Here is a 12,961-nt window from a genome sequence, read left to right as displayed (position 1 = left end):
CAATATGATATATTTCGAATTCACTTAATTAATCAACGAACATGAATTCGTTGGAAGTGCAAAGCACTTGTGCATATTTTTCCCACCCACTCATTTGAGCGGGTGTCTTGATCTGATCCCGATGATGCGTCAGAAAGTTCTTTCCCAGATCAAGTTCTTCAGTCGTTGGTTTCCGTGCCAGTACCCGCTGATAAAGGGCCGTAATAGCGGTCTCAACGCCTTTTTCTGAAGCCAGTTTTTCCAGATCCAGACTCTTGACGAGTAATCCCGATTGCTCGATCAACGTCGGGCTATTCATCGCAAACAACGCCTGCTGCGGAACCGTCGTATAAGGCCGTTGTGCAGTACTCGATTCCACATTGGCAAAATCGAACGTGCGAAAAACGTTCGGCAAATTATTACGATCAACGAAACTATAAACGGTGCGACGAGGAACAGTGGGAACCTGATCAATCAGAAATCCTCTGCCTTCCTGCTCTTCAGAAAGCTGCCCGGAAACAAATAACAGAGAATCCCGCATCGCTTCAAAGCCGAGACGCTGAGGAGACCGCTTCCAAAGCAAACGATTATCAGAATCAACTAGATACGCTTTCTCGTTTTTCTGAGACGATTGTTGATAAGTCGCAGAAAGCATTATCAGCTTATGTAATGATTTGACAGACCAGCCGTGTTCCATAAATCGCGATGCCAGATAATCCAGCAATTCAGGATGACTCGGTGGATCACTTCTGACACCAAAATCACTGGGAGTCCTCACCAGTCCATGACCGAAATGATGCATCCAGACCCGGTTCACAAAAACGCGAGCCGTGAGTGGGTTGTCCCGTGACGCAATTGCCTGAGACAGTTCCAGACGGCCACTCCCTTTTTCAAATGGCTTTCGCTCTGGTCCTGCCAGAATTTGGAAAAACTGGCGCGGCGTCTTTTCTCCACGCCGTCCGGGATTTCCTCGTAAATGAACATGCGGTGTAACTGGTTTCTCTTTATCATACATCACCATGGCGCGGGGAGGGGCACCAGGCGAAGTCACATCCAGTGTTTCGATCTCTTTCTCAAATTGACGTACTTTATTCCGTTGTGCTCGATTGAACATTTTCTGCACGAGTCCGTCATCCGGAGTTGTAGGAGTGTCCTGGTGATACAAAATTTGACGCAACTCTTCTGCATCAAATTCAGCCAGTTTTTCCGGTACTGCCGTTTTGTTTTTCTGAGCTTCAGCGACTGTCTTCACCCACTCCTGTTCTACTTCTTTAAAAACTTTCCCATAGACCCGACAGACATCATACATCGACTGCGGCGGATTATTTTTTAAAGCATGAATCACCAGACGATTGACTCGTTTCTCCGGCTGAGTTTCTGCTTCTTGCAGCGAAAATTTCTGAATTACTTCAGACGCACGCGCAGGAAATTCGCCTGGAGGGGCTTTGATCGATTTAAGAGCGACCCAGGGAGATAAGACCGGACGATACGCTTCCGCTTTACGAATCAGAAAGTCTTGCCACTGGTCAACATAATGACGGTGAGGGGCGTCTTTCTCATATTCAGGTTTTGCATCCCCCTGAACCAGCTTTTCTTTTTCTGCAACTGCTTGTAAAACGTCTGCGATAGTCAAGCGGGCATCTACTCGAAATTTCTGAGCTTCATCGCGTATATAGTCATCTACTTTTTTCTGACGTTTGGCCCGCTCCGCCTGATAGACTTTGAACTCCGCTTCTGATTTTGACTTCCCGATTAAAGGCAGATCTTTTTCTTCCGGTTCATAACTGCTGACAAAGACACCATACAACGCATAGTAATCTTTGATCGGAACGGGATCAAACTTATGATCGTGACAGCGGGCACACGAAGCAGTCAAACCTAACAGACCACGCGAGACAAGATCGATACGATCATCGGTGATATCGTGGATATTTCCGCGATAGCGACGACCCACGGTTAAAAAACCGAGTGCTGCCAGCGAACGATCATCTCCTTGACGGTCAAGCTGATCTGCCGCCAACTGCTCCTGAATGAAGCGATCATAAGGCAGGTCTTCATTGAACGCGCGGATCACGTAATCGCGATAGGTATAGGAATAGGGGTAGCGTCGTTCCGAAGTAAAAACATATCCCTTCGTATCGGCATACCGGGCCACATCCAGCCAATGCCTGCCCCAGCGTTCTCCATAATGCGGCGAAGCCAGTAACCGATCAATCAACTTTTCATATGCATCAGGAGCAGCGTCGTTTACAAATGCTTCGACTTCTGCATAAGTGGGAGGTAAACCAGTTAAATCAACTGACGCTCTACGAATGAGCTTCCGTCGATCGACGGGTGGAGAAAGCGACAGGCCTTTCTCTTCCAGACGCGAGAGAACAAAGTGATCAACGGGAGATCCCACGCGCTGCTGATTTTTAACTTTGGGTAATTCTGGTTGAACGACTGGTCGGAATGACCAATGGTTCTGGGACAGAGTCTCGAAATCATACGCTCCGTTTGCCGGGGCGCCTTTGGCATCTTTTTCAGAAAAAGGCCAGGGCGTTCCCATTTTGACCCACCGAGTCAACGCAGCAATCTCAACCGGCGGCATTTTTCCTTCAGGAGGCATCTGGCTATCATCGTCATGAAACTGAATGACCTGAATCATGCGGCTCTTAAGCGGATCTCCCGGCACAACAGCCACACCAGTGTCACTACCTTTCATCATCCAGGCATGCGAGTCCAAGCGTAAACTGGCTTCCTGTTTCTTGGGTCCGTGACACGCATAACACCGCTTTACCAGCACCGGCCGAATTTTTTTTTCGAAAAATTCAATCTGCGCGGCAGGGATCTTTTTGTTATTCTCTGCGTTGACGAACTCAGGCATTGAAATCACAAAAAGGACGAGAACCGATAACAGGCACTTACCTGAAACCAAATGCGATTTCATCAGAATCTGAAGCCGCTTCATTTTTCAGTTCTTTCTCAGCAAAAACAGTGGTGGGAAAATTGGGAGGGAGCAGGTTGAGCCTGTCATAAAAAAAGCCCAACCTCAATGCTTCTATTCTACTCTATCCGACCACCAAGGGGTAGTCATTTTTTTGCACTTAATCGTTGTGATTTATAGAGTTAGTGACGTTTGAACCCATACGAATTCTTAAGGTTGTTATGAAATTAGAGAAGTCCCCGCCATTTAATTACTTGCTCAAATTCATTACAGTTGGGCTATAGCTACTATCGACTTTATGCCGCCCTGATTTCAATTTTAAGTCCTGTAAAAGTGATCAATCACAGAGAGGTTACCATGACAGAAGATCAGGTTCTATCAGAAGAACAAATCCAGGAATTTCTGAACACGTATTCGGAATGGGAACTTCGTGACGGTTGGTTGAGAAGAAAATACGCCACTCCCGGCTGGCCTCATACCCTGATGCTGGTCAATACAATTGGCTATCTCGCAGAAGCCGGTTGGCATCACCCCGACTTAAACGTGGCATATGCGGCGGTTACCGTCAAACTTCAGACACACCGCGTTAAAGCGATCACAACCAAAGACACCGCTTTGGCGCAAAAGATTGAAGAGACTGTGACCTGGTTGCCTGAAGAAAACACAGCCCTCGATGGATTTCCTAAAAACTGGGTTCACTAATCAGGACGGGACACAACGTTGAAGAAAGACCATCGATGAAACAGGAACGCATCCTGTTTGTAACCGGCAGGCTGGCTGAATATTCGTTGCGCGAAATTCTGGAAAAAATCGCGCCCCAGGTTGGTTTCGAGTACGAAATCTGCGTTTTGAATGTTCAAGTAGCCGCTTTGTTGCATGTGCCCCTGATCAAACGCAGACTCACTGTCCCTGAGGGAATCGACTGGGTGATGCTGCCCGGTTTATGTAGAGGCGATCTCCAGGTGCTCACGGACCATTTTGAGCTCCCGTTTAAACGAGGGCCCAAAGATCATTTCGATCTCCCGGAATATTTTGGCCAAGAGGGAAAACCACCGAAAGACCTCTCGCAGTTCGATATTGAGATCCTGGCAGAAATCAACCACGCGCCCTTTTTATCTGATGCTGAGATTTTGCAGCAAGCAGAACATTACCGCCAAAACGGCGCCGATCTGATTGACGTTGGCTGTGTTCCCGGCGAAAGCTGGAACCGGGCAGGGGAGATCGTGCGAATGCTCGTCGAGGCAGGACACCGTGTCTCGATTGATAGTTTTGATCGGGCAGAAGTAGAGGCGGCGGTCAAAAACGGAGCCGAACTCGTCCTGAGTTGCAATCACTCCAATCTCGACTGGGTCTCCAAACTGGGTGTCGAAGTCGTCGCGATCCCGGATCTTCCCAGTGATTTTGATTCCCTGAGTGACATCGTGGAGCAACTGGATCGCTCAGATACCCCGTTTCGAATGGACCCCATTCTGGAACCAATCGGCTACGGCTTCACCGCTTCGCTGGAACGTTATTATCGGGCACGCAAAGAGTTTCCCGACGTCGAAATCATGATGGGCATCGGCAATCTGACCGAATTGACAGAAGTCGACACCGCGGGCATGAATGTTGTGCTCGCGGCGGTTTGTCAGGAACTTCGAATCCATAGCGTGCTGGCAACGGAAGTCATTAACTGGGCACAAAGTGCCATCAAGGAATTTGATCACGCACGCAGACTGGTCAAATATGCGATTGATAATAAATCACTGCCAAAGCATATTCATTACCAGCTCGTCATGCTTAGAGACCCCAAACTCAAAGAACTGGGGCAGGATGCATTACAAAACCTGTCTCAACAAATTCGAGACCCGAGTTATCGCATCTTCGCAGAACAGAATGAATTACACGTCATGAATCGGGATGGATACTGGAAAGGCACCGATCCTTATGAATTATTTGATCAGTTCCAGGCAGCCAACCCCAAAGATCTGGACGCATCGCACGCCTTTTACCTGGGATATGAGATGTGTAAAGCGATGACAGCGTTGACGTTGGGCAAGCAATATCAGCAAGACCAGCCATTAAACTGGGGATTCTTGACTCAGGCCGAAGTTAGTGCTCAGGAACGCAGACGCCAACAGGGTGAGGAACCACAATGTGGGCCTCGCTGATGATTCCTTAACCATCTGACTTATGTTATACTCGGCCCGTTCATTGCGATGAAGTCCCGTGTGTTCGCAACACGTTTTAGTGTGAAATCGATCTACCATGTCTGGAAACGTATCTCAGGATCTCTCTCATCTATCCCAGGAGCAGGGGAGGCAAGCTACAAATCCACTCCCGCTTGTAGAAGAGATTCTACCCTGTCCGGATCTGGAACAACTCTTTCTGGAATTCTCAGGTGATGAGCGCCTGTTAGTATTAGACAGTGCCAGACAGAGTTCCACTTTGGGTCGTTTTTCCTACCTGATGTCGACGCCGCTGAAACGATTTCAAATCCAGCATGCGCAGTTTTCGGTCGATCCCTTTGAAGAGATGCGACAAATTCACGCGGCGCATTCAGTCGATTCTGTTCCGGGGCTGCCTCCGTTCCAAGGTGGATTTGCCGGCTTGTTGTCCTACGAATTGGGTCGCAGCTGGGAACATTTCGCCCGTGCCCTCTTTGATGAATTTCAACTTCCTGATTTAGCGGTCGGATTTTATGACTGGGTCATTGCCTGGGATCACAATCAAGATCGCGCGTGGCTCATCGTTCAGGGATTCGATCATAATCTGGAAACACAGAGCCTGGATCGGGCTACCCAACGCTTGAACGACATCAAAGCGCGAATCGATACCGCCGAATTGAACAGACAAGACCGACTGACGGCGATTTCTCGAAGTACATTTGCACAAACAGACCGACTACAACTCGATCAACTCTCTCCCGTGTTTCCAGTTGAAGGGAACGAAGAGATACTGAGTAATTTCAGCAAACCTCAGTTCTTGAATCAGATTGAACGGATCATCGAGTACATCTATGCCGGCGATATTTTTCAGACCAATTTCTCGCAACGCTTGCTGAGCCCCAATACCAGACATCCCGCTGAACTGTATCTGAATTTGCGTTCGAAAAACGCCGCTCCGTTCGCTGGCTATTTTGGCTGGGACGACTGGGCCGTTGTGAGTGCGTCTCCCGAACGTTTCCTGAATGTTTCGGATAACGAAGTCGAAACGCGCCCGATCAAAGGGACTCGCCGCAGGAAGTATGTTCCCGAAGCCGATCTGTTAACACGCGATGAACTGCGTGAAAGTGAAAAAGATCAAGCGGAAAATGTGATGATTGTAGATTTGCTGCGGAATGATCTATCTCGGGTCTGTCAAGCAGGTTCGATTCATGTTCCGCATCTCTGTGAAGTCGAAACTTATGAAACCGTGCAACATCTGGTTTCGGAAGTCAGAGGACAACTCAAGCCGGAAAACACGGTCTGGGACTTACTGGCAGCTTCCTTTCCCGGCGGTTCCATCACGGGTGCTCCAAAAGTGCGTTCGATGGAAATCATCGCGGAACTGGAGCCCACGGTTCGTGGCCCCTATTGTGGCAGCCTGTTTTATGCCGGTTTGAATGGTGAATTTGACAGCAATATTCTGATTCGTACATTCACGATCAAAAATGGGTGGGTGCAATTTCCCGTCGGAGGAGGCATCATTGCACAGAGCCAGCCACGACTGGAATACGAAGAAACGTTGCACAAGGCGGCGGGAATGATTTCTGCACTGCAAACCTAACCTACCGTACTCAGAAACAACATCATGATCCTGATTATTGATAACTATGACAGTTTCGTGTTCAATCTCGCTCGCTATTTTGAAGAGTTGGGACAACAAACGCGCGTCATCCGAAATGATCAACTCACATTGAGTCAAGCAGACGAACTAAACCCGGCTGCATTGGTGCTTTCCCCCGGACCTTGTACTCCCGAGGAAGCAGGCCTCAGTCAGGATCTGATCCGACACTTTGAAAATCGAATCCCCATCCTCGGCGTCTGTCTCGGGCATCAGGCGATCGCTGCCAGCTTGGGGGGTAAAATCATCAAAGCCCCCCGGCCGGTTCACGGCCAAACCTCGCCAATTCATCATCAAAACTCCCGGCTGCTATCTAAACTGCCTAATCCATTTGATGCCACTCGTTATCACTCTTTGATCATTGACGAAACCACTCTTGCTCCAGAACTGCAAATTACAGCCAGAACAGCAGACGGAATTCCCATGGCAATAGAACACAAAACAGCGCCCCTGTTCGGTGTACAATTTCATCCCGAATCGATCTTAACGGAATGCGGCCTCACATTAATTGAAAGCTTCCTCTCCTTTGTTCCTGCCCACTCTCCCCAAAAGTAAGACGCTGATTGCTGAATTCAAACGGTCCGGTTAGTGAATCTGGTTCAAGTTTACTATTTCTGAATCAAACACCTCCGTGATGATGCCCTGTTTTTTTCAAATCCTCACCTCCCATTTCGATTCCTGTGTAATACTTCACAATAACCTACCCCCATCCAACCGATAAACAAAGAAGATATCAGAGCATTCATGAATCTGAAATCAGCCTGCCTGAACGCGACCGCGTTCAGGTATTTAAAACGATTTGCGGGGGCACTTGCATGCATTTAATCAGACAGAATTCAAACAAACAAACTTTATCGATTATGACAATCACGTTCTCTCTGATCGTGATGTCGATCAATCAGTCTCTGGCTGGTGAATGGATGCATGATTTTCGCGCTGCTCAAAAGCAGGCGCAGGATAAAGACCTCCCCCTCTTATTACATTTCCATGCATCCTGGTGTGGCCCCTGTCATCAAATGGACCGGACGGTATTAAACACACAAGCCGTTAAGAATCAGTTTGGGAAACGGATCATCGCCGTCAAAATTGACAGTGATGAAAACCAGCAGCTTGTAAGTCGATTTAATGTACGCTCCCTGCCCAGTGATATCCTGTTAACTCCTACCGGGACAATCATCAAACGTGTTGACGGAATGCAGCCCCAAAACGAGTATTTGAGTTTTTTAGGGCGAGGCGCTTCACGTTACGAAAACGACCGCCGTGTTTATATGGCGCGAAACAGCAAACAGGAATTGATGCCGCGAAAAAACAGCCAGGAGCAATTTGAAACGACTGATGACATCAGGCCTCCCACAGAACAAAAGACATACGTCGCCCGCATGCCTTCAAAAATTGGTCTGGAAGGATATAGTCCTGTTTCTTTGACACGAGACCGTAAATGGAATAAGGGTCAGGAAGAATTGAGCTGGCCTTACCAGGGAATTACGTACCTGCTGTCCAGCCGAACGGAACTGGAACTCTTTAAGAATGACCCCGGACGTTATGCCCCACAACTGTTAGGCTGCGACCCCGTCATCCTCAACAAAAAGGACCGTGCGATTCCGGGAAATACAAAATACGGTGCCTACTACGATCAGAACCTCTTTTTATTCGTCGACATCGAGTCTCGCGAAGAATTCAAAAAGAATCCGGACCGTTTCAGTCGCACCATGCATGTGCTCAAATTCAAGCTGAGCAAAAAGGCTGTCTTACGCTGATGCGAATCGTTATTTTGTGTTAGCTGGTTTCTTCGCAGGCTCTGTTTTCTTTGTTTCCAAAGGCAGTGATCCCGGCGATTTGCCGTTAGATGCTTTTTGAATTTGCTGCAGTCGACCTCGGTAACGCTGATACAAGCGAGTCTGTTTACTTTCTGGTGGTAATAACTTTCCTCCCACGCAAACGGCTTTGATATGAGACGTGTGCTGCAAGGGAGATCCATCAGAAATGATCAGGTTCGCCAGTTTTCCTTCGGTGAGTGAGCCAACCTGTTTTTCGACCCCCAGGATTTCAGCCGCAGAGAGAGTGACCGCTCGCAGTGCTGCCTGTTCAGGCAAGCCATAGGCAACCGCCATTGAAGCTTCGAAAGGAGTATTTCGCGAGTTCCAGGCGCTATTCGAACGAATACAGAATGGGACCCCCGCATCATAAAGATGCCCCGGGTTGGCATAGGGTGCATCAAAGGGATCGTAATTTTCCTGGGGACGTCGCATCACAGGCCCAACGATCACAGGGACTTTCCTGGTCTTCAGTTCCTTCGCCAGCTTCCAGGCATCTGTACCACCCGTAATCGCAATCCGTAGTTTTTCCTCTTCTGCAAAGAGCAGGGCACCAGCGATTTCCTTGCGTGAATTCGCTTCGATAAAAACTGGTTTCTTTCGATTAAGGTAAGGTTCTAATGCTTCAAAGCGAGGATCAGCAACCGGGCTGCTCAATCCATTTTTTTTCGTCTGTTGTTTCAGTTTTTGATACAGGCGTGCCTGCTTCAGGAAGTCTTTCAGTTCCTGCTGACGTTCTTTTTTCGTGCTCCAGTTAATTTGTAAGCCTGCTTCGAGATCCATCACCATCTCGGGAGCGGTCCAGCCTGCTGTCTGAACCAGGGACGATTGCCCTGAAATTAAACCAGCTCGCGGAACGACCAGCACACTCGTAATTCCCCCCGCTCGCGCTACCGGAAACAGTTCGGAATCGGGATTGATGGCGACACCGGTCCGTAAATCGGGTTGCAGATCACCACTTTCTGAATAATCGTGTGTTTCACGGACCTTATCAATTTCCGTCAGTCCGAGAGTCGATCCGGTATCAATCATACCCGGATAAACGTGCAGCCCTTTGGCATCAATGACAGGCATGGTTTTCGCCAGTTGTTTGGCAGGACCAACATAGTGTATCTTTTGCCCCTTGATCACAATCGTGCCCGCGGCAATATCGTCTCCGTCGACCGGGTGCAGTGTTGCCCCGATAATCGCGAACTCTTTCAGATCACCGGCAGGCAGTGGAAACGGCTTGACTGCCCGTTGTGCAATTTCAACAGCGGGCGCAGCAGAACGACGCTCTGAAGCCTCTGACATTGCTGTGGGCTGTTGCTTTCGGTCAAAGTAAACTTCTCCCTCGATGATCGTCATTTCACAACGGGAAAAGGCGTTCAACGGATGGCCGCTGAAAATCGCGAAATCGGCGTCTTTACCAATCTCAATCGATCCCATCTGCTGATCCAGACCCAGCTCACGCGCGGGATTAATCGTAATCGTACGCAACGCATCACCAAACGACATATTCCCATAGCGGACCGTTTTGGCGGCTTCGAGATATAAATGTCGAATCAGTTCCCAGTCGTCACTTTTAATGACGGTATTGATTCCTGCTTCATTTAATAAAGCCGCATTATAAGGCACCGCATCGAAAGCCTCGATTTTGTAAGCCCACCAGTCCGAAAACGTACTGCAACTGGCGCCATGCGCTAAAATCTCCGGGGCAATCTTGTAACCTTCCAGCACGTGCTGCAGCGACCAGACGCGAATCCCCAGATGCGAGGCCACGCGGAGCAGCATCAGAATTTCGTCAGCCCGATAGCAATGCGAATGAATGAACTTTTCATGATTCACAATATCAGCCAGCGCTTCCAGTCGCAGATCGCGTCGTGGAGGCAGTCGCTTTTGATCGGGATTCTTTTTTTGTAACTTCTCATATTCCTGCCACTGACGGCGATAATCAACAGCTTCCATAAACGCCCGCTGCAAAGTGGCTTCAACGCCCATTCTGGTATTCGGGAAACGAGAGGTTCGGTACTTGACATTTTCGCCGAGCGCAAATTTGACCCCCTGAGGGGCATCATGCAGGATATGTTCGCGGGCTGTTGTACCGTGCTTTAATTTGACGACCGCATCCTGGCCGCCAATCACATTCGCAGAACCATGGAACAATCGAGCTGCGGTCACACCGCCGGCGAGTGCCCGGTATTCAGACGAATCGGATGTATTCACCACATCCTTAACTCGCACCTCAGGCACGATCGACTGCGTCGCTTCATTAATCCCTTCCGTAATCATGATATGGCTGTGCGTATCAATGATGCCGGGCATCACATAGAGACCTGCGATATCGATCTCAGTCGTACCTGCAGGGACTTTTAAGTCGTTTCCGATCGCAGCAATTTCCCCCTGTTTCACCAGAATCGATGTCTGCTTTAATGTTTCTCCCGTCACGGTAATCACGGTCCCGTTTTTGAGCAGCAGATTTCCATTTGTTTTCAGAAATCGCCGGACACGGTCTGATTCCAGTTCGGTATTGAATTTGTGATAGTCGATTTTTTCCTTGGGACCTTGTTTCGTATCTGGTTTTTCCGCAACCAAGACACCCGTAGCAGGCTCATCCATTTCCTCATCCCCTTCAAGGGATAGTTGAATTGGATTGGCCGGTGCTGACTGAAGCTGCTCTGCTTTACGAATCGCAGACCAACTGGTTTCCGTGCCAAACGCCGACTTTAATTTCCCCGATATTTTCTCAGGTTTCAGATCTGTCTTTAAGACTGCTCCTTTAAATTGCAGCTCGATCGAATGCTCGCCCGCTCCGATCGCAACCGTGAAGGAAAATTGTTCTTTCTCGATTTTTCCCGAGGAGACTTTGCCGTCCCCTTTTTCACTGGAAAACGTTCCTCGCAATGATTCTTTGTCCTGCGAGAGATGCAGCTGGCCGATGACTTTCCCCTGTGCCGACTGAATTTCGACACCCCATTCGCCGGCTAAATCGATGCCTGCGGGTTGTTTCTTCTGAGGAGAATCTGATTTCTTCGTTTTCTCTTTGTCTGATTTCGTCTTTTCTTTAAAATCAAACTTGGCACCATCTACAAACAGATAACGTACCTTGGACTCACTCTTTTCCCAGGGCGCGGACATCACGACAAGATGTGCCAGTTTTCCTTTTTCAATTGTCCCCAGCCGTTGCTCAATCCCCAAAAGCTTGGCCGCGTCCGCCGTTAACAGGCGAAGTCCCAGATCTGCGGGGACTCCTTCTTTCACAACAATTCGTAATTGTGATAGCAGATCAGCAGCTTGATTCTTTAATGACTCTGAAGCGACAGCGACCGGCAAACCACTGTCAGCCAGCATTTTCACACCCTGAATGCGTGCTTTCCAGAGCTTCAGTTTTTCCTGTTGGACGCGCAGCGGGTCAGGCAATTCATCTGAAAGTTTTTCACTTTCTTTTTTCTCTTCGACCTTAGGCTTTTCAGGAAAATTCAGTTGAAAGATCACGCCACGCGATTCAGTCTTTAATCGATCCAGACAAAGATGCGCTTCCGCGCCTCCCAGGATCACCGGCTTAATTTGAAATTCGTGACACAGATCAAGTGTTCGTAAAATTTCGTCGCGTTTGCTTGCTGTAAACACAGGAATTTTTTTCCCATGCAGGATGTCCAGCAAAGCGGTATAAGTCGGATCTGTCGGCGGACGCTTAATAAAGGCAGACTGATCCTGGTACAAGCCCCAATGCTGCTCGTAGTGCAGTGTGTCCAAAAACGATTGTCTGAGATGTGCCATCGCTCCCATCAAGGTACTTGGATAGACGTTACCTTTAGGTGGATACAATCGGAACGAACCCATTGTCGATTCGACCAACGTCGATTCCCTCACAGGAAATTCGCTGGTCGAGATCAGAGTTCCCTGACCGCTGGCAATTTTTCCCTGAGGGAGCAGATGCACGGAAGTAAAACCGGCTTTCTGATGATTCGCAAAACTGTTTTTCTTTTCTAATACCGCCCGACTCGCATGAAACTCTGGACTGAGATAATTTCGATTATCGGGCCGCGTTGCCGCCAAAGCGTGCCGACCGAAGTCGACCTTTCTCCCATTTACTTTAGGTACTTTCACCTCTTTATTAATCAGACTACCCGAAGCGGCATCAATGAAACCGGCATAAATCAGCAACCCCTGACAATCAATTTTTTCTGCATCAGCAGGAATTTTCAGATCGGGGCCGACCGCTTCAATCAAACCATCTCGAATCAAAACCGTCGCATTCTCCAAAACCGTCCCCGGCCTGGTCACGACCTTAGCACCTGTCAGAGCATACGCGTTGACTGAAAAACCCACGTTTCGTTCGGCTTGCGCCCACGCTTTTTGTGAAAAAGCAGAAATGCAGATCAGAAGCAACAAACTAAAGAGACGGAAATAGTGCATGACTGTTCCATTTATTTTATAAAGACTGCGTCAAATACAA

The 12,961-nt window shown here is 48.6% G+C and carries 7 protein-coding genes; 5 read left to right on the top strand and 2 right to left on the bottom strand.

Annotated features, from left to right (window positions below; all coding sequences use genetic code 11):
• Positions 1–28: 28 nt before the first annotated feature.
• Positions 29–2,929 (bottom strand): PSD1 and planctomycete cytochrome C domain-containing protein, encoded by a 2,901-nt coding sequence (locus AAC022_RS14260; RefSeq protein ID WP_339731930.1) that lies wholly within the window; start codon positions 2,927–2,929, stop codon positions 29–31.
• 333 nt (positions 2,930–3,262) lie between these two features.
• On the opposite strand from AAC022_RS14260, the gene AAC022_RS14255 reads away from it, so the two are divergent.
• The 5 genes from AAC022_RS14255 (at position 3,263) to AAC022_RS14235 (ending at position 8,466) form a co-directional block, all read left to right on the top strand.
• Positions 3,263–3,607 (top strand): 4a-hydroxytetrahydrobiopterin dehydratase, encoded by a 345-nt coding sequence (locus AAC022_RS14255; protein ID WP_339731928.1) that lies wholly within the window; start codon positions 3,263–3,265, stop codon positions 3,605–3,607.
• Positions 3,608–3,642: 35 nt separating this feature from the next.
• Positions 3,643–5,055 (top strand): DUF6513 domain-containing protein, encoded by a 1,413-nt coding sequence (locus AAC022_RS14250; RefSeq protein WP_339731926.1) that lies wholly within the window; start codon positions 3,643–3,645, stop codon positions 5,053–5,055.
• Between the two features lie 97 nt (positions 5,056–5,152).
• Positions 5,153–6,652, top strand: a complete 1,500-nt coding sequence (gene pabB / locus AAC022_RS14245; protein ID WP_339731924.1) for an aminodeoxychorismate synthase component I — start codon at positions 5,153–5,155, stop codon at positions 6,650–6,652.
• A gap of 24 nt (positions 6,653–6,676) precedes the next feature.
• Positions 6,677–7,264: an aminodeoxychorismate/anthranilate synthase component II gene (locus AAC022_RS14240; RefSeq protein ID WP_339731923.1), complete on the top strand. Its 588-nt coding sequence runs from the start codon at positions 6,677–6,679 to the stop codon at positions 7,262–7,264.
• A gap of 260 nt (positions 7,265–7,524) precedes the next feature.
• Complete coding sequence (locus AAC022_RS14235; RefSeq protein WP_339731921.1) at positions 7,525–8,466, top strand: thioredoxin family protein; 942 nt, start codon at positions 7,525–7,527, stop codon at positions 8,464–8,466.
• A gap of 9 nt (positions 8,467–8,475) precedes the next feature.
• Here the strand turns inward: AAC022_RS14235 and AAC022_RS14230 are convergent, their stop codons facing one another.
• Complete coding sequence (locus AAC022_RS14230) at positions 8,476–12,921, bottom strand: amidohydrolase family protein (RefSeq protein ID WP_339731919.1); 4,446 nt, start codon at positions 12,919–12,921, stop codon at positions 8,476–8,478.
• Positions 12,922–12,961 lie beyond the last annotated feature (40 nt).

This window comes from uncultured Gimesia sp. (genome assembly GCF_963976445.1).
Taxonomy (GTDB): Bacteria; Planctomycetota; Planctomycetia; order Planctomycetales; family Planctomycetaceae; genus Gimesia.
This window is presented reverse-complemented; position numbering and strand designations above follow the sequence as displayed.